The organism is Mesorhizobium sp. WSM2561 (genome assembly GCF_000513915.1).
Lineage (GTDB): Bacteria > Pseudomonadota > Alphaproteobacteria > Rhizobiales > Rhizobiaceae > Mesorhizobium > Mesorhizobium muleiense.
The window spans coordinates 150419-166732 of record NZ_AZUX01000001.1 but is presented as its reverse complement, the minus strand read 5'-3'; the positions used below and the strand labels follow the sequence as shown (position 1 = coordinate 166732).

At 62.3% G+C, this 16314-nt stretch carries 20 protein-coding genes; 13 read left to right on the top strand and 7 right to left on the bottom strand.

Annotated features, from left to right (window positions below; all coding sequences use genetic code 11):
- Entirely contained in the window at nt 1-1413 is a 1413-nt protein-coding gene (locus M727_RS0100845) for an ATP-binding protein (RefSeq protein WP_027151062.1), read from the top strand.
- A gap of 218 nt (nt 1414-1631) precedes the next feature.
- Entirely contained in the window at nt 1632-2717 is a 1086-nt protein-coding gene (locus M727_RS35495; protein WP_245268320.1) for a glycosyltransferase family 1 protein, read from the top strand.
- A 233-nt stretch (nt 2718-2950) separates the two neighbouring features.
- Here the strand turns inward: M727_RS35495 and M727_RS0100830 are convergent, their stop codons facing one another.
- From M727_RS0100830 to M727_RS0100815, 4 genes are all read right to left on the bottom strand, one after another.
- Nucleotides 2951-3394, bottom strand: coding sequence for a nuclear transport factor 2 family protein (locus M727_RS0100830; protein WP_023799881.1), 444 nt, complete (start codon nt 3392-3394; stop codon nt 2951-2953).
- Between the two features lie 216 nt (nt 3395-3610).
- Complete coding sequence (locus M727_RS0100825; protein WP_027151061.1) at nt 3611-3970, bottom strand: tRNA-binding protein; 360 nt, start codon at nt 3968-3970, stop codon at nt 3611-3613.
- 12 nt (nt 3971-3982) lie between these two features.
- Nucleotides 3983-4483, bottom strand: a complete 501-nt coding sequence (locus M727_RS0100820; RefSeq protein ID WP_006202532.1) for a YbjN domain-containing protein — start codon at nt 4481-4483, stop codon at nt 3983-3985.
- A 312-nt stretch (nt 4484-4795) separates the two neighbouring features.
- A complete protein-coding gene (locus tag M727_RS0100815; RefSeq protein ID WP_027151060.1) occupies nt 4796-5098 on the bottom strand; it encodes an accessory factor UbiK family protein in 303 nt (100 codons plus the stop codon).
- 167 nt (nt 5099-5265) lie between these two features.
- Here M727_RS0100815 and M727_RS0100810 point away from each other — a divergent pair, with 167 nt between their 5' ends.
- The 8 genes from M727_RS0100810 to M727_RS0100775 all read left to right on the top strand — a co-directional run bounded on the left by M727_RS0100810 (nt 5266) and on the right by M727_RS0100775 (nt 11795).
- On the top strand, nt 5266-5526 hold the full coding sequence (locus M727_RS0100810; RefSeq protein WP_027151059.1) for a type II toxin-antitoxin system ParD family antitoxin: 261 nt from the start codon (nt 5266-5268) through the stop codon (nt 5524-5526).
- A gap of 148 nt (nt 5527-5674) precedes the next feature.
- Nucleotides 5675-5842 (top strand): type II toxin-antitoxin system RelE/ParE family toxin, encoded by a 168-nt coding sequence (locus M727_RS42825; protein WP_245268319.1) that lies wholly within the window; start codon nt 5675-5677, stop codon nt 5840-5842.
- A 79-nt stretch (nt 5843-5921) separates the two neighbouring features.
- The gene (gene lgt / locus M727_RS0100800; protein WP_027151057.1) at nt 5922-6797 is read left to right on the top strand and encodes a prolipoprotein diacylglyceryl transferase; all 876 of its coding nucleotides are present in this window, start codon (nt 5922-5924) and stop codon (nt 6795-6797) included.
- Nucleotides 6798-6869: 72 nt separating this feature from the next.
- Nucleotides 6870-7958 (top strand): class I SAM-dependent methyltransferase, encoded by a 1089-nt coding sequence (locus M727_RS0100795; protein ID WP_027151056.1) that lies wholly within the window; start codon nt 6870-6872, stop codon nt 7956-7958.
- Nucleotides 7959-8069: 111 nt separating this feature from the next.
- On the top strand, nt 8070-8864 hold the full coding sequence (gene pgeF, locus M727_RS0100790) for a peptidoglycan editing factor PgeF (protein ID WP_027151055.1): 795 nt from the start codon (nt 8070-8072) through the stop codon (nt 8862-8864).
- On the top strand, nt 8864-10015 hold the full coding sequence (locus tag M727_RS0100785) for a Xaa-Pro peptidase family protein (RefSeq protein WP_027151054.1): 1152 nt from the start codon (nt 8864-8866) through the stop codon (nt 10013-10015). The genes pgeF and M727_RS0100785 overlap by 1 nt, the downstream gene beginning before the upstream one ends.
- Before the next feature lie 54 nt (nt 10016-10069).
- Nucleotides 10070-10693: a hypothetical protein gene (locus tag M727_RS0100780; RefSeq protein WP_027151053.1), complete on the top strand. Its 624-nt coding sequence runs from the start codon at nt 10070-10072 to the stop codon at nt 10691-10693.
- A gap of 166 nt (nt 10694-10859) precedes the next feature.
- Nucleotides 10860-11795, top strand: coding sequence for a ribose-phosphate pyrophosphokinase (locus M727_RS0100775; RefSeq protein WP_023799890.1), 936 nt, complete (start codon nt 10860-10862; stop codon nt 11793-11795).
- Nucleotides 11796-11892: 97 nt separating this feature from the next.
- On the opposite strand, the gene M727_RS0100770 is transcribed toward M727_RS0100775, so the two are convergent.
- Nucleotides 11893-12759, bottom strand: coding sequence for a helix-turn-helix transcriptional regulator (locus M727_RS0100770; RefSeq protein WP_027151052.1), 867 nt, complete (start codon nt 12757-12759; stop codon nt 11893-11895).
- Nucleotides 12760-12890: 131 nt separating this feature from the next.
- Here M727_RS0100770 and M727_RS0100765 point away from each other — a divergent pair, with 131 nt between their 5' ends.
- Complete coding sequence (locus M727_RS0100765; protein ID WP_036261145.1) at nt 12891-14138, top strand: MFS transporter; 1248 nt, start codon at nt 12891-12893, stop codon at nt 14136-14138.
- 132 nt (nt 14139-14270) lie between these two features.
- On the opposite strand, the gene M727_RS0100760 is transcribed toward M727_RS0100765, so the two are convergent.
- A complete protein-coding gene (locus M727_RS0100760) occupies nt 14271-14870 on the bottom strand; it encodes a TetR/AcrR family transcriptional regulator (protein WP_027151050.1) in 600 nt (199 codons plus the stop codon).
- A 136-nt stretch (nt 14871-15006) separates the two neighbouring features.
- Here M727_RS0100760 and M727_RS0100755 point away from each other — a divergent pair, with 136 nt between their 5' ends.
- Entirely contained in the window at nt 15007-15495 is a 489-nt protein-coding gene (locus M727_RS0100755) for an anthrone oxygenase family protein (protein ID WP_027151049.1), read from the top strand.
- A gap of 56 nt (nt 15496-15551) precedes the next feature.
- Here the strand turns inward: M727_RS0100755 and M727_RS0100750 are convergent, their stop codons facing one another.
- Nucleotides 15552-16142, bottom strand: a complete 591-nt coding sequence (locus tag M727_RS0100750) for a metalloregulator ArsR/SmtB family transcription factor (protein ID WP_245268413.1) — start codon at nt 16140-16142, stop codon at nt 15552-15554.
- On the opposite strand from M727_RS0100750, the gene M727_RS42820 reads away from it, so the two are divergent.
- Complete coding sequence (locus M727_RS42820) at nt 16095-16271, top strand: hypothetical protein (RefSeq protein ID WP_245268427.1); 177 nt, start codon at nt 16095-16097, stop codon at nt 16269-16271. The genes M727_RS0100750 and M727_RS42820 overlap by 48 nt on opposite strands.
- Nucleotides 16272-16314 lie beyond the last annotated feature (43 nt).

Here is a 16314-nt window from a genome sequence, read left to right as displayed (position 1 = left end):
ATGGCGACCACGCAACTGGAACGGCCGGGAGATCGCGGCTTGAGCGCTCGCGCCAGGCGGGCGCTGAAGGCCGTGCCGCTTGCCTGGAAACGGTTCTGGCGCCTCGTTTCGCTTTACATGCCGAAGCGGCTCTATGCCCGCTCGCTGATCATCGTCATCGCGCCGATGATCCTGCTGCAATCGGTCCTCGCCTTTGTCTTCATGGAACGCCACTGGCAGACCGTGACGCAGCGCCTGTCGCAGGCCACGGTCCGCGACATTGCCGCGATCGTCGACCTGGTGGAAACCTATCCGCACGAGGCCGACTACGCCAACATCATCCGCATCGCGCAGGATCGCATGCAGCTGAAGATCGACTTGCTGCCGCCCGATCCTCTGCCGGCGCCCGGTCCAAAGCCGTTCTTCTCGATCCTCGACGAAATTCTCTCGTCCGAGATCACCCATCAGATCAACCGTCCGTTCTGGATCGATACGGTCGGCAATTCCAATATCATCGAGGTCCGCGTCCAGCTCGAAGGCAAGGTGCTGCGCGCCTTCGTGCGCCGCAGCCAGGCCTATGCCTCGAACACGCACATTTTCCTGATCTGGATGGTCGGCACCTCGCTGGTGCTGCTGATGATCGCCATCCCGTTCCTGCGCAACCAGATCCGGCCGATCCTGACGCTGGCCGAGGCCGCCGAAAGTTTCGGCAAGGGCCGGCCGATGCCGCTCGATTTCCGTCCGCGCGGCGCCGAGGAAGTTCGCCGCGCCGGCTTTGCCTTCATCCAGATGCGCGAACGCATCGAACGCCAGCTCGAACAGCGCACCGCCATGCTGAGCGGCGTCAGTCACGATTTGAGGACCATCCTCACGCGCTTCAAGCTGCAGCTTGCGCTGACCGGGACCAAGGCCGACACCGAGGCGCTCGGCCAGGACATCGACGACATGCAGTCCATGCTGGAAGGCTATCTCGCTTTTGCCCGCGGCGAGGCAACCGAAGACGCCGGCCGTTTCAACCTTGAAGCCTATTTCGACAAGCTCGGCGAGGAGGCAACGCTGCGCAAGCGCAAACTGTCGACCTCGCTCGCCGGCGATCCAAATGTGCATGTGCGGCCGCACGCCTTTGCCCGGCTGTTGTCCAATGTCGTCGGCAACGCCTTCCGTTATGCCAAGACGGTTGAGATCAACGCCAACCACGGCCGCGGCTCGCTGCTCGTCACCATCGACGACGACGGTCCGGGCATTCCGCCTGAAAAGCGCGAGCACGTGTTCAAGCCTTTCGTGCGGCTTGACGAAGCCCGCAACCTCGATGCCAGCGGCACTGGCCTTGGCCTTGCCATCGCACGCGACATTGCCCGCAGCCATGGCGGCGACATCATGCTCGACAACAGCCCGCTCGGCGGCTTGCGCGCCGTCATCAAGGTTCCGGCCTGACTAGAGCGACGTGCGTCCAATTGGGCGCACAAAGCACGCTCTAACACTTTGAACTTACGCGTCGTGCTTTCAGGTGTTGTAGACGGTCATCGGCTATGCCTTCATCGGCCCGTCATGAAACCATGCTGAAGAGCGCGCATGAAGCGCGTGATCCTGATTGATTCGGCCTTGCGGCCCCGCATCAAGGAAACCGACGACCTTTCAAGCAAAGGCCTGCTATGCGCATCCTGATGGTCACCGACGCCTGGCGCCCGCAAGTCAACGGCGTTGTCCATACGCTGGAACGGCTTTCAGAAACCCTGAAATCCTTCGACGTCGAGACGGACTTCCTGACCCCGAATATCTTTCGCACCTTGCCGCTGCCGACCTACCCGGACATCCGGCTGGCGCTGACGACGCCAGGCCACATCGCGCGCCTGATCGAAGCACGCAACGCCGATCATATCCATATCGTCACCGAGGGCCCGCTCGGCATCATGGCGCGGCGCTATTGCCGCAAGGCGGGCCGGCCGTTCACAACAAGCTATCACACGCGCTTTCCGGAATATCTGAGCGCGCGGCTGCCTATACCGGAAGCCTGGGCCTATCGCTGGCTTCGCGATTTCCACAATTCCGGACAAGGCACGCTGGTCGCCACCCAGTCGCTGGCGGACGATCTGGCGGCGCGCGGCTTCACCAAGCTCAGGCCATGGACGCGCGGCGTCGATACCGACCATTTCCGGCCGGACAAGAAAAAGGATCTTGGGCTCAAGCCACCGATCTTCCTCTGCGTCGGCCGCGTTGCCATCGAAAAGAACCTGTCCGCCTTTCTCGACCTGGATTTGCCCGGCAGCAAGGTGGTCGTCGGCGAGGGACCGGAGTTGGCCAGGCTCAAGGCCAGATACAACGATGCCCATTTCCTTGGCCACCGCCCGAACGACGAACTGGCCGAAATCTATGCCTCGGCCGATGTCTTCGTCTTTCCCAGCCGCACCGACACGTTCGGCAATGTCATCATCGAGGCGCTGGCCAGCGGCACGCCGGTCGCAGCCTATCCGGTGACCGGGCCAATCGACATTGTCGGCGACGGCGTCGGCGGAGCGGTGTCGAACGATTTGCGTGAGGCCGCGCTCGCGGCGCTCGATGTCGACCGCGCCGAGGCGCGCCAACGGGCAATGCGCTATAGCTGGAAAGCCTGCGCGGAGATGTTCCTGGAAACGGTTGGAGAGGCGCTGGGCACCCAGCGAAAACTGACACCACCTTTCGTCATCCACGGGGGAAGCGGCGGCAACGCCGGCGCGCAGACTCGAGGATCCATTTCGTGACCTGCGAGCGGCCCCTTCGGTGAAGAACTTGTTGGGTTGAGGCGGCGGCGCACTTGCTCCACAGGTTCATCCGGAACGCTTTGCCGAAAACAGGGAAGCGGAGGCGCTGATCGATTTCAATTACTTGCGCGAGCCAGGGGGCAGCTCTTGGCGTCCGTCTGGATCGTGACTGCGCGAGCTGGGGCAGCGACCCGGTAGCGGACCCCTCCCGTCGGAAGCAAGAACGCCGTTGATCAGTTGAAGGTGTGCAGCCGGAGTTTCAAGCTGCCATCTGCCTGCTTTTCGAAGACGTGGGTTGCCACTCCGGCCCACGGCTGATCCGCACCATTGGCGTCTTTACCCTTGGCCGACCATTTCGCCGTGCCAAACAGCAGGTTGCCGTCACCTCCTGCTTCGATCAGTTCGAGCTTGTGGCCTGTCACGCCCATGCCGAAGAGGCCGCCAAAGAATTTCTCGACCCCGTCCGGTGCCTTGATGACGTCATGGGTGGCAGGCAAGAAGATCGCGTCGTCGGTGTAGAACGCCGCAACCGCCTTTGCGTCTGCTTTGTTGAACGCAGCGTCCCAGGCCACGTAAGCGGCTTTCACCTGATCGTCGACGGGGTCAGCGTTGGCGGGCGACCACGAAAAGAGGCAAAGGGAAAGCACAGCGAAAATCGCAGTCAGCAGTCGAACCATCGTATCCTCCCGAGAATTGGCGGCACAGCCCGACAGATGCCGCGTCAAAACAATACGCCTGGGCCGTTGGGCTGTCGACTAATCCGTTTGGGGTGGTCCAAACCATCTAATCTCTCAAAGCAGAGGGCATCTGGCTCGTCCAGCTTGGCTCGCCAGGAGCGGCCACGGAAAGTCTGCGCGTCGGCTTCGCTCCCGCTCCGCCCGTGCGTGACGAAGCTAGAACAGTCGGCCGCCGTCAGGCACCCTGCGTTCGATTGCGCCGAGGACGACTGCACCCTCCTCGTCGGGAAAGCCAAGCGTCAGCACTTCCGACATGAAGGGGCCGATCTGCCGCGGCGGAAAATTGACCACCGCGAACACCTGCCGGCCGATCAGCGTCTCGGGCGCATAGTATTTGGTGATCTGCGCCGACGATTTCTTCACTCCGATGTCAGCGCCGAAATCGATCTTCAGCTTGATCGACGGCTTGCGCGCCTCCGGAAACGGCTCGGCCTCGACGATCGTGCCGGCGCGAATGTCGACACGGTCGAAATCGGCGAAGCTGATCTCGGGCTTGCGCTGGCTGCTCGAACTCATGGAGGACCTGGCTCAGGCGTTTCCGTAGGTCTCGAACAGGACGCCGGCCAGCGCGTCCTTGGCCGAGGTTCCCGACCAGACGACGAACTGGAACGCCTGGAAATAGCATTCGCAGGCTTCCAGCGCCGACGACAGCAGCACCTCGACCTGCTGGCTCGACGGCTCGACCCCGCCGGCGAGCAGCAGCGACTGGCGGAACATGATTGCGCCCTCCTGCTCCCAGAGGTCGAAATGGCCGAACAGCATCTGCTCGTTGATCAGCGAAAGCAGCCGCATCACTTCGAGCGCGCGCGCCTCCGGCACCTTGATGTCGAAAGCGCAGGCCAGATGCAGCGCCTCGAAATCCTCCATCCAGGAAAATGAGACGTGGTAGTCGGTCCAGCTTCCGGCAACCGAAATCGAAATCTCGTCGTCGCCGGCCCGTTCGAAGGACCAGTCGTTGTTGTGCGCCACCTGCTCGATAACATCCACCGGATGGATTTCGCGCGAGAATTCGAGTTCGAGAAGTTCCATGAATGCTTCCTGTCGTTCCTTCGCCTCGGCCGGCGGGGCACCCACAACGAACAATTTTGTCTAGATCTTCGGACGGCCAGGACTTCGTCAACGCACAAAGACCCCAGACCGGACCCCACCGCCCGGCGCATGACCCTGCTCCGAATCATGCAACAAATTCAGTCTATTGATCGGGAGTCGCGTGACCAGCCCAATTTTTCGCACTGCGTCATTCGCATGTGGAAAGCCGCTGTCACAAAGATTCACGCAATGCCGGTAAGCGATTCATGACAAAGCGCTTTTTGCGATTGTGCTTTGTGGAAAAGTTTAACGTTATTTTTTTGGTCTGGGCTTTGCCGCAGCCGCAGGCGCGGCCTGCCCGGTCAGATCGGCGAGCTTTGCCTCAAGCGTCTCGATGCGCGCAGCGAGACGGGTGTTTTCTTCCCTGGCTTTTACCGCCATGTCGCGGGCGGCCTCGAATTCTTCGCGCTGCACCAGGTCCATCGAGTTGAGAACACGCTCGGCCTGCCCCTTGAAGGCTGTTTCCACTTCGCGGCGCACGCCTTGCGCGGCACCGGCAGCGTCGGTCATCAGCTTGGCGAATTCATCGAGAATACGGTTCGGTCCGGTCGACATGGCAAATCCTCGCTTGCTCGATTTGACGTAGTGGCGCGTGACGCGGAATGCAAGAACGTTTGAGACCGATGGGCATCGACTGTCGGTGCACTTTGGTCAACTGAATACTGGCTGAACGGATCAATAACTATTATTATCACCCGAAAGGCATCTTCGAGGAGCACTCCATGGCCATCAGCGCAGATTTGGGCAACCGTCTGGAGGACGTTGTAAACCAGCTTGTCACCACCGGTCGCTACAATTCGAAGGGCGAAGTGCTGCGCGAAGGCGTTCGCCTCGTCGAAGAGCGGGAGAAGCGCCTGGCTGCACTCGACGCCGCGCTCGCCAAAGGCATCGGCGATGCCGACGCAGGGCGGGTGAAGCCTGCGGAAGAGGTGCTTGACCGCCTGGAGGGCAAATACAAGGCGATGGCCGAGAAGGCCAGGTGAAGCGGCTGATCTTTACCCATCAGGCTAAGGCAGATCTTGAAGCCATTGGCGATCACATCGCGTTCGACAGCCCGCTTCGCGCGGTGACACTCATCCGGGAAGTGCGGGCATCCGGGAAGTGCGCGGCGACTGCCTGGAGCTGCGGACCATGCCGGAGCGATATCCGCTCCTGCAGCGTCATCGATCTTCCGGCGTCCGCCGCCGCGTTCATGGCAGCTATCTGATCTTCTACCGCATCACCACCGACGCGGTAGAGATACCGCACGTCTTGCACGGCGCGATGGATTTTGATGCCATCCTTTTCCATGGGGAGTGATAGCATCCACGTCGCCTTGACCCCGTCAAAACCCTGCCGCATGGTCCGCGCCCGACGTGATCGCAACCGGGAGATCCTGTTGAGCGAGTATCTTATGCTGCCGCTGGCCGCCCTGCCCTTCCCCAACATCGACCCGGTCATCGTCCAGATCGGGCCGCTGGCGGTGCATTGGTATGGCGTCGGCTATATCGTCGGCATTCTCTTCGCCTGGTGGTATGCCAAGCGGCTCGTCACCAATGCGAGGCTCTGGCCCGACGGCACCGTGCCCATGAAGCCCGAGGATCTCGACGACTTCATCGTCTGGGCGGCTATCGGCGTGGTGCTTGGCGGGCGTGTCGGCTACGTGCTGTTTTACGACCTGCCGCGCTACATCGATCAACCCTTTGATATCCTTGCCGTCTGGCAGGGCGGCATGTCGTTCCATGGCGGGCTGCTCGGCGTCATTCTCGCCATGACGCTGTTTTCCTGGTCGCGCGGCATCCGCACCTGGTCGCTGTTCGACGTGGTGGCGGCCGGCGTGCCGGTCGGCCTTGGCCTCGTCCGCATGGCGAATTTCATCAACTCCGAACTCTGGGGCCGGCCGACCGACGTGCCATGGGCTGTCGAATTCCCCAATGGCGGGCCCTTTGCGCGCCATCCGAGCCAGCTCTACGAGGCGCTGCTCGAAGGCCTGGTGCTGTTCCTGGTCCTGCGCTTCCTCACCCATTCCAGGCTCAAGCTGAAGACGCCGCGCTTCGTCGGCGGCGCCTTCATCGCCGGCTACGGTCTCTCGCGCATCCTTGTCGAATTCTTCCGCGAGCCCGACCAGCAGCTCGGCTACCTCCTCGGCACCGGCTGGCTGACGATGGGCATGGTGCTGTCGCTGCCGATGCTGCTGGCCGGCCTATGGGCGATGGCGACGGCTACCGCATCGGCCCAAAAATCGGAATCGATTTTGGGAAAGCACGATGCGTAGAATCAAAGTGCCAGGGCGTACTTTCCAAATGGACGCACGTCGCCCTAGGCCGATTACACAGCCACAGCCGGTATGACCCGGCTGAAAACCCGCATCGTCGAGCTGATCGGTGCGGCGGGGCCGATCCCCGTCAACCACTACATGGCGCTTTGCCTGTTCGATCCGCTGGACGGCTACTATACGACGCGCGAACCGTTCGGGGCTGCCGGCGACTTCGTCACCGCACCGGAGATCAGCCAGATGTTCGGCGAGCTGATCGCCGTCTGGCTCTACGAAGCCTGGCTGGCGACCGGCCGGCCGATGCCGGCCACCATCGCCGAGATCGGCCCCGGCCGCGGCACGCTGATGAAGGACATGCTGCGCACGCTTTCGCGGCTCGATCCGGCGCTGACCGCCGGTGCATCGTTCGCCATGATCGAGACCAGCCCGCGGCTGGCAGATGTCCAAAGGCAAACGCTTGCCGCCACGCCTGCCGCGATCGGCTGGCACGAAAGGATCGACACGCTGCCGCAGACCCCGCTTTTCATCGTCGGCAACGAATTGATCGACGCGGTGCCGATCCGCCAGTTCGTCCGCGCCGGAACAGGCTGGCGCGAACGGATGATCGGCCTCGACGGCGCCGACGAATTGCACGTCTTCGCCGGCGCCGGCTCGGTCGATCCAACACTGTTGCCGGACGATGCCGAAAACGCGCCACAGGGCGCGATCGTCGAGGTCGCGCCGGCCCGAGCCGCGCTGATGGCGAGCATCGCCGAGCGCTTGGCCGGGCTCGGCGGCGCCGGCCTGTTCCTCGACTATGGCTACCTCCAGCCAGGGATCGGCGACACGTTGCAGGCCTTGCGCAAGCACGATCACGAAGATGTGCTGGCCAATCCGGGCGAAGCCGATCTCACCGCCCATGTCGATTTCGCCGCCCTTGCCGCGATCGTGCGGGCGCATGGCCTCGATGCCCATCTCTCCACGCAAGGCGAATTCCTGGTGGAAATGGGGCTTCTCGAACGCGCCGGCCAGCTCGGCGCCAATGCCAATGAGGCGGCGCGCGAAAAGATTGCGGGCGAGGTCGAACGCCTCGCCGGCCCGCAAGCCATGGGCGACCTGTTCAAGGTGCTTGCTGTCCTGCCTGCCGGCATCACCGTTCCGCCCTTTGCAACGGCGGATTGACTTTTCACTGCCGCCTCTCCCACTCTCCCGCCTTCCGACTGTCGCCGTTGGACTGTCGCCATCTTTCGACTGTCGCTTGACGAAATCGCTCTCACGGACAACAACGCAGCCATGCTGAATCAGACCAAGCCGGATCCCGTTCGGTCGCCCTTGCTGGAGAAAGCGCGGGCGCAAGGCATTCGCCACGGCTATTTCACCCGCGTCGGCGGCGTCTCCAGCGGCATCTATCAGGGCCTCAACATCGGCACCGGCTCGAGCGACGACCAGACGCAGGTCGCCGAGAACCGCCGCCGCGTCGCCGACTGGATGGGCGTGCCATCAAGCCATCTGTTGACCGCCCACCAGATCCATTCGCCCGACGTCGTCATCGCCAGGGAGCCCTTTCCCGGCGAGCGGCCGATGGCCGACGCCGTCGTCACCGACCGGCCGGGGATTGCGGTGGGCGCCTCGACGGCCGATTGCGGACCGGTGCTGTTCGCCGATGCCGAGGCGCGAATCGTCGGCGCAGCCCATGCCGGCTGGAAGGGCGCCTTGTCAGGCGTGCTGGAAAACACCATTGCGGCGATGGAAAGCCTCGGCGCCCGGCGCGAGCGCATCGTTGCGGTTCTCGGCCCGTCCATCGGCCCGGAAAACTATGAAGTCGGCCCGGAATTCATCGCTCGTTTCGTCGAGGTCGATGCCAACAATATCGGCTATTTCGCGCCCTCCGCGAAGCCGGAACATGCAATGTTCGACCTCAACCGCTATACGGTCGATCGGCTGACCCGGGCCGGCGTCACCGCCGATGGGCTCGGCCGCTGCACCTACGCCGAGGAGGATCTGTTCTATTCCTACCGGCGCAGCACCCATCGCAAGGAGCCGGATTACGGGCGGCAGATTTCGGCAATCGTTTTGGAGACAGAATAATGGCGCTGCATTTCGAACGGTCGGAATTTGACGCGCGGCGCGATCGGCTGATGATCGAGATCGCCGAAAAGAAGCTCGATGCCGTCCTTTTGTTTGCGCAGGAGAGCATGTACTGGCTGACCGGCTACGATACGTTCGGCTTCTGCTTCTTCCAGTGCCTGGTGGTGAAGGCAGACGGCTCGATGATCCTGCTCACGCGCTCGGCCGATCTGCGCCAGGCGCGCCACACCTCGATCATCGACAACATCGTGCTGTGGACCGATCGCGACGGAGCCAATCCGGCGATCGACCTGCGCAATTTGCTCAACGACCTCGACCTGCTCGGCGCCCGCATCGGCGTCGAATACGACACCCACGGCCTGACCGCCTACAATGGCCGGCGCCTGGACGAGCAATTGCAGACCTTTGGCCAGATCGCCGACGCGTCCGGCATCGTCAGCCGGCTGCGCCTGTTCAAGAGCCCCGCCGAAATCGCCAAGGTGGAAAAGGCCGCAAATCTCGCCGACGACGCGTTGGACGCGGCCCTGCCGCTGATCAAGCAGGGTGGCGACGAAGCCTTGATCCTCGCCGCCATGCAGGGCGCGATCTTTGCCGGCGGCGGCGACTATCCGGCCAACGAGTTCATCATCGGCTCTGGCGTGGACGCACTGCTTTGCCGATACAAGGCTGGCCGCCGCAAGCTGAGCAAGAACGACCAGTTGACGCTCGAATGGGCCGGCGTCTTCCACCATTACCATGCGACGATGATGCGCACGGTGCTGACCGGGAAGGTGTCGAAACGTCACCAGGAGCTGTTCGATGCTGCGCGCGCCGCACTTCTGGCGGTCGAAAAGGCGATGACGCCCGGAAATACCTTCGGCGACGTGTTCGACGCGCATGCCCGCACGCTCGAAACCCACAATTTGACCAAGCACCGGCTCAACGCCTGCGGCTATTCGCTCGGCGCCCGCTTCACCCCATCATGGATGGACATGCCGATGTTCTATCAGGGCAATCCCGAACCGATCGCGCCGAACATGACGCTGTTCGCCCACATGATCATCATGGACTCCGAAACCGAGACGGCAATGACGCTTGGCCGCACCTATGTGACGACTGAATCGCAGCCGAAGCCGCTGTCCCGCCATGATCTCGACTTGATTGTGCAATGAATCCATAATGGTAAGAATGCAAGAGGCGTTCATCGCCAGGGAGTTTTGAGGCAAATGAGGCGATCGCATGCGACGACCGTGTCATTGCTCGCGGCGCTGACGCTGGCCGCCTGCACCAACGCGAAGGACGTTCTCGAACCCTCGGCCATCGCCCCGCAGTCGACACAGACCGTGCCAACGGCCGGAAGCGGCACGGCTGCAACACCCACCGCACCTGCGACCACCGCCCAGCCTTCCGCGACAACACAGCCTTCGGCCCCTGCGCAGCCCGCAACCGAGCTGCCGGCAAAAAGCGCCGCCGTCATCGCACGCACCCGTCTGCAGGTGGCGCCGATCGTCGGCGCCTCGGTGGAAGCCGCGACGCCATTGACCGCGCAGCTTCAGACGCGAGCCAAGCAGCGCGGCATCACCTTGGCAGGAAGCGCCGGCCAGACCCCGACGCACGTGCTGAAAGGCTATTTCTCGACGATGTCGGAAGGCAAGGATACCACCGTCATCTATGTCTGGGACGTCTATGACCCGGCAGGCAACCGGCTGCATCGCATCAACGGCCAGCAGAAGGCGGCCTCGGTCAATGGTGGCGAAGGGTGGGCTGCGGTCGCGCCGGAAACCATGCAGGCGATCGCCGACCAGACGATCGACCAGTTTGCCACATGGCTTGGCGGCCAAGCGGGCTGACCGGCCGGCTGACATGTTGCCGGCTTTCCTCGCCGTTCATGTTTATTGAGATTAGCCGGCGGATTCCGATCACGACGCTTGCAATACCGGCACGGGCCGCTAAAAGCCCCGATCAAGGGGCTCAAGAGAGTCTGCCAGAGTCTCCATCCTTCACCAGGAACGGTGCATGAAGCTTTTCGCGGGCAATTCCAACAGGGTGCTGGCCGAAGCGGTCGCCCGCTATCTCAACATCCCGCTGGGCAAAGCCAGCGTCAGGCGCTTCGCCGATCAGGAAATCTTCGTCGAAATACAGGAGAATGTGCGTGGCGAGGATGTCTTCATCCTGCAGTCCACCTCGTTCCCGACCAACGATCACCTGATGGAACTGCTCATCATGATCGATGCCTTCATGCGCTCGTCGGCCAAGCGCATCACCGCGGTCATTCCCTATTTCGGCTATGCAAGGCAAGACCGCCGCGCCTCGGGCCGCACGCCGATCTCGGCCAAGCTGGTCGCCAACATGATCACGCGGGCCGGGGTCGATCGCGTCTTGACGCTGGATCTCCACGCCGGCCAGATCCAGGGCTTTTTCGACATCCCGACCGACAATCTCTTCTCGGTGCCGGTCATGGCCCGCGATGTTAAGGCGAAATACAAGCGGCTTGCCAATGTCATGGTCGTGTCGCCGGATGTCGGCGGCGTGGTCCGCGCCCGCGCCCTCGCCAAGCGCATCGATGCCCAGCTTGCTATCGTCGACAAGCGTCGCGAGCGCCCTGGCGAATCGGAAGTCATGAACGTCATCGGCGACGTGCGCGGCAAGGATTGCCTGCTGATCGACGACATCATCGATTCGGGCGGTACCTTGTGCAATGCCGCCGATGCGCTGCTTGCCGCCGGCGCCACCAGCGTCACCGCCTACACCACCCATGGCGTTCTGTCCGGCGGCGCCATCGCCCGCATCGGCGCCTCGAAGCTGCAGGAACTGGTCATCACCGATTCCATCCAGCCGACCCAGGCGGTGCTCGACGCCAGCAACATCCGCGTCGTCTCCATCGCCGACCTGATGGGTGAGGCGATCTCGCGCACGGCGACCGAAGAGTCGGTGTCAAGCCTGTTCGACTGAAATCTGCCCGCGATACAACGCCGCGCGTCCAGAGACGCGCAAAGGACGCTGTAGCACCTTGATTTTGCGCATGATCCTCTCCGAAAAGGTTCGGGGGTCATGCGCTAGCGTTCGACACCCTGATGTTGTCCCTAGAGCCGCGCATATAGCCGCGCGGCGATGCCCCCAGCATGCGCTTGAACATGGTGATGAAGGCCGGCACGCTGTCATAGCCGAGATCGAGCGCCACCCTCGTGATCGGCTCGCCATCGGCCAGCCTCGGCAAGGCCGCGAACAGGCAGGCCTGCTGGCGCCATGTCGACAACGACAATCCGGTCTGGCGATGAAAGGCGCGGGTGAAGGAACGCCGGCTCATGCCGACGACATCGGCCCATTCGTCGATCGTCGCGTGCGGCGAGGGTGCTGCGACGAAGCGCCGGCACAGTGCCGCAAGCCTTGGATCTGAAGGAAAAGGGAGGCCGAGCGGCCGTTCCGGCAGGTTCGGGATTTCATGCAGCAGCAGGCTCATGATCAGCCCGCCGCGCCCCTCAAGCTCGGCCCCCTGTGGCAGCTTTTCCGATTCCACGATCAGGCTGTGCATCAGATCGGTGATGCCGACGACGCGTAAGCCATCCGGCAGCCCGGCAATGGCGTCCGGCATCACATAGACCGAGCGCATGCTGACGTCGCCAAGCATCTCGACGGAATGCTCGGTGCCGGCAGGTATCCACATCGCATGATCGGGCGGCACCATCCAGCGCCCATGCCGCGTCGTCACCAGCACGACGCCGACAAGCGCATGCAGCAATTGACTGCGGCTGTGGCGGTGCTGCGGCACGTGGTAGCCGTCGGGAAATTCGGTCGGCAGGGCCACCGCCGGCCCGACGGCCTGCTCCAGCCATTGCCAGCGGCGCAACAGCCCGAGATCGGTGAACTGGCCGAGATCGGTGTCGCCCGCTTTGAAGATTTCGGTGCCATGCGGCATTGGCTATTGGCCCACTCGCGAAACTATAGGACCAAACCACGAAAGAAGTCGCCCGGCAAGTAACTTATAAGGCAGCGGGGCCATAAGGGCCGCCTGCGGGAGCGTCCGCCAAAAAGACCATGGAGCCTGCGTTGACCGATACGACAGCCACCTCCGCCGCCACGCCGGCGACGGCCAGCCACACTTCGGCGCAAGCGACGGCCTTCAGCGTCATCCTTGCGGTGAGCTTCTGCCATTGTGTCAACGACATCATGCAGTCGCTGCTGTCGGCCATCTATCCGCTGCTGAAAGACAATTACCGTCTCGATTTCTGGCAGATCGGTCTTTTGACCTTCACCTTCCAGGTGACGGCGTCATTGCTGCAGCCGCTTATCGGCATGGTCACCGACAAGCGGCCGATGCCCTATTCGCTGCCCTACGGCATGGCGTCCTCGCTGATGGGCCTGATCGTGCTGGCCTATGCCGGACACTATTGGCTGCTGCTGATCGGCGCGTCACTGATCGGCATTGGCTCGGCGATCTTCCACCCGGAATCCTCGCGCATCGCCCGCTTCGCCTCGGGCGGCAGGTTCGGCCTGGCGCAATCGCTGTTCCAGGTCGGCGGCAATCTCGGCCAGGCCATCGGGCCGCTGCTCGCCGCCTTCATCGTCGTGCCGTTCGGCCAGACCAGCATAGCGTGGTTCGCCGCCGGATCGCTGATCGGCATCATCGTGCTGTGGCGGGTCGGCGGCTGGTACAGCCGGCTGCGCGCCTCGCTCGCCAACCGCAAGCCGGCAGGCGTCTCACCCTTCCCGCGCCGCAAGGTGATGGGCGCGCTGGCAGTGCTGACCTTGCTGGTGCTGACAAAAAACGCCTACGTTGCCAGCCTCGCCAGTTACTACACCTTCTACGCCATCGATAAATTCGGCGTTTCGGTGCAGATGTCGCAGGTCATGCTGTTCCTGTTCCTCGGCGCCTCGGCGCTGGGCATCCTGCTCGGCGGCCCGTTCGGCGACCGCTACGGACAGAAGCCGATGATCTGGTTCTCGATCATCGGCGTGCTGCCGTTTACGCTGGCCCTGCCCTACGCCAATTTCGAATGGACGATGATCCTGACCGTGCTGATCGGCCTGATCCTGTCCTCGGCCTTCTCGAACATCGTCGTCTTCGCCCAGGAACTGGTGCCCGGCCGCGTCGGCATGATCGCCGGCATCTTCTTCGGCTTCGCCTTCGGCATGGGCGGCATCGCCGCCGCCGTGCTCGGCATCGTGGCCGATATGAAAGGCATCGACTTCGTCTTTCAGGTCTGCTCGTATCTGCCGCTGCTCGGGCTGCTGACGGTTTTTTTGCCGAACATGAAGGAGGCGAGGAAGCTCGAGGAAGAGCCCACGATCGGGTGAAGTCTCAGTTGGACTTCGGCCTTGACCTGAGCTGTCAATGCCCTCGGCAGGGGCGAACGCCATAAACGTGTCGGTAGCAGCCCTCTTCCTGCTCGCATATGCATGAGAGCAGGCGCAGATCGATGTTTGCCATCACGTGCTGCAAAGCTTTTTAAATGCGCTGATCGCGGCAACCACTCTTGAATGGACATCCCTGTCTAAAAGAACCGGCAGAGCGTGAATGGCCCGCCGGATCTGCAGATCACCAATCAGCAGGTTCAAGAACCAATCGGCCGCTATGCGCGCAGAGGGCGCGGCCAGCACGCTGCTCTCCAAGCCGCGCTGGATCAGTCTCTCGATCAGCGGAAATACTGAATCGCGACCACCGGCGGCAATCGTCGCACCCAATTCGCCGCTTTCGTCAGAAGCAGCCGCGCGGTTCAGGGAAATTGCCCGCTCGCCAAGCAACATCGAAAGCAGGATCGGGGCAACATTTTCAAGGGTCGCCAAGGGATCGGCCTCGTCCCTGATTGCCGCATCCAGTGCCGCCTTCGTCATGCTGGCATTGTTTTCGACCATCGTCTTGAACAGGCCCTTCTTGTCGCCATACCAGCGATAGAGGGTTTCGTTTGACGCCTTTGCCTCTTTGGCTATGCCAAGCATGGAAGTCCCGCCGTAGCCTTTCTCCTTGAGAAGCTTGTAGGCTGCCCGCTCGATCTGTGCCCGACGCGCAGCCTTGGTGTCTTCGCGCATTCCAATCTCCAAACTGCCAATCTTCGAAACTGCCAATCTTCGAAACTGCCAATCTTCAAACCGCTTGACCAAAACCGTACACTTTTGTACGTATATGTTAAAGCGTACACGGCGATACGGTTTAGTGGAAGCTGCGATGTCTGGGATAGTGGTAGGACTGTCGGTCACATCGATCGTCTTTTGCGGGGCGATTTTCGGATTTTTCTACGCCTGGGTCTGCTCCACAGTGTGGGGCCTCGACCAGACTGATCCCCGAGTGGCGATCGAGGCTATGCAGGCGATGAATGCATCGGTTCGCAACGCCGTGTTCTTTCCCGCATTCTTTCTGACGCCGGTCGTCCTCGGGCTCACGGCTGCCGCGATGCGTTTCAATGGCCGCAAATCGCCTGCGTTGTGGTTCGCTGCGGCGACGCTCGTCTATCTGACATCAGGCCTTTTCCTCACATTGGCGGTGAACGTACCGATGAACGAGGCGTTGGCCGCAGTTCCCGTCCCCAAGGATATCGAGACTGCGCGAGAGATCTGGCAGGACTATTCAGGGCGGTGGCAGTTCTGGAACCAGGCGCGAACCATCGCATCAGGTATCGCCTTGGCTTTTGCCGGCTTCGGTCTGGCGAGATTGTGACCGGGAGTGCCCAGCGATACTCGGGCGTGCCCCGGCGACACCGGCTTCGGCTTCTGTCAGCCGCTTTCGTAGTTCATGCCGTCGACATCAAGGTCTGAGGCCAGCCACCCGGGAAAGCCACCTTCGAACCGACGTGATGCCCAGCCTCGCGCCCTCAGGATTGCCAGCGCGTCGGCAGAGAGAACGCACTGGACACCACGGCAATAGGCGACGATGACCTTCTCTCGCGGAAGCTCCGCAAGTCGTTCTTCCAACTCACCCACGGGGATGTTGATCGCACCCGGCAAATGCCCGGCCGCGTATTCCTCTTGCGGCCGGACGTCGAGCAGCACGATTTCGTCGTCCCGCATGCGGCGCACCAGTTCCTCGCGCGAGATGTTCTCCAGCCTGTCCGGCCGGCTCATTGTGTCATCGATAAGCTCGCGGATTTGCTCGCGCCTGTGGTTCGCAAGGCTGCGCAGGGCCCCAAGCACGTTTTCGATTGGACCATCAGCCAATCGATAAAGCACCCGTTTCCCGTCTCGCCGGGTCTGCACCAAGCCGGCCCGCTTGAGCTGTTGAAGATGCTGCGACGTGTTGGCCAAGGCGATCCCGGAAAGTTGCGTCAGCTGCTCCACGGCCAGTTCGCCGTCGGCAATGTGGCGCAGAAGAACCAGCCGATGTGCATGCCCGAGCGTGCGGGCGAGATCGGCTATCTCGTCAACGATCGGATGATGGACATCTGCGTTTTTCATATCGCATGGTACAACCAATCAAACGATCAATCAATACATTGAATGTCCTATTTGAAGCGGCTAGTATCTGGCGCGCCGTGACAGG

Excerpts from the sequence above, each read along its gene's own strand:
- M727_RS0100845 (WP_027151062.1), top strand. The coding sequence starts at position 1 with ATGGCGACCACGCAACTGGAACGGCCGGGAGATCGCGGCTTGAGCGCT.
- M727_RS35495 (WP_245268320.1), top strand. The coding sequence starts at position 1,632 with ATGCGCATCCTGATGGTCACCGACGCCTGGCGCCCGCAAGTCAACGGC.
- M727_RS0100830 (WP_023799881.1), bottom strand. The coding sequence starts at position 3,394 with ATGGTTCGACTGCTGACTGCGATTTTCGCTGTGCTTTCCCTTTGCCTC.
- M727_RS0100825 (WP_027151061.1), bottom strand. The coding sequence starts at position 3,970 with ATGAGTTCGAGCAGCCAGCGCAAGCCCGAGATCAGCTTCGCCGATTTC.
- M727_RS0100820 (WP_006202532.1), bottom strand. The coding sequence starts at position 4,483 with ATGGAACTTCTCGAACTCGAATTCTCGCGCGAAATCCATCCGGTGGAT.
- M727_RS0100815 (WP_027151060.1), bottom strand. The coding sequence starts at position 5,098 with ATGTCGACCGGACCGAACCGTATTCTCGATGAATTCGCCAAGCTGATG.
- M727_RS0100810 (WP_027151059.1), top strand. The coding sequence starts at position 5,266 with ATGGCCATCAGCGCAGATTTGGGCAACCGTCTGGAGGACGTTGTAAAC.
- M727_RS42825 (WP_245268319.1), top strand. The coding sequence starts at position 5,675 with ATGCCGGAGCGATATCCGCTCCTGCAGCGTCATCGATCTTCCGGCGTC.
- M727_RS0100795 (WP_027151056.1), top strand. The coding sequence starts at position 6,870 with ATGACCCGGCTGAAAACCCGCATCGTCGAGCTGATCGGTGCGGCGGGG.
- pgeF (WP_027151055.1), top strand. The coding sequence starts at position 8,070 with ATGCTGAATCAGACCAAGCCGGATCCCGTTCGGTCGCCCTTGCTGGAG.
- M727_RS0100785 (WP_027151054.1), top strand. The coding sequence starts at position 8,864 with ATGGCGCTGCATTTCGAACGGTCGGAATTTGACGCGCGGCGCGATCGG.
- M727_RS0100780 (WP_027151053.1), top strand. The coding sequence starts at position 10,070 with ATGAGGCGATCGCATGCGACGACCGTGTCATTGCTCGCGGCGCTGACG.
- M727_RS0100775 (WP_023799890.1), top strand. The coding sequence starts at position 10,860 with ATGAAGCTTTTCGCGGGCAATTCCAACAGGGTGCTGGCCGAAGCGGTC.
- M727_RS0100770 (WP_027151052.1), bottom strand. The coding sequence starts at position 12,759 with ATGCCGCATGGCACCGAAATCTTCAAAGCGGGCGACACCGATCTCGGC.
- M727_RS0100760 (WP_027151050.1), bottom strand. The coding sequence starts at position 14,870 with ATGCGCGAAGACACCAAGGCTGCGCGTCGGGCACAGATCGAGCGGGCA.
- M727_RS0100755 (WP_027151049.1), top strand. The coding sequence starts at position 15,007 with ATGTCTGGGATAGTGGTAGGACTGTCGGTCACATCGATCGTCTTTTGC.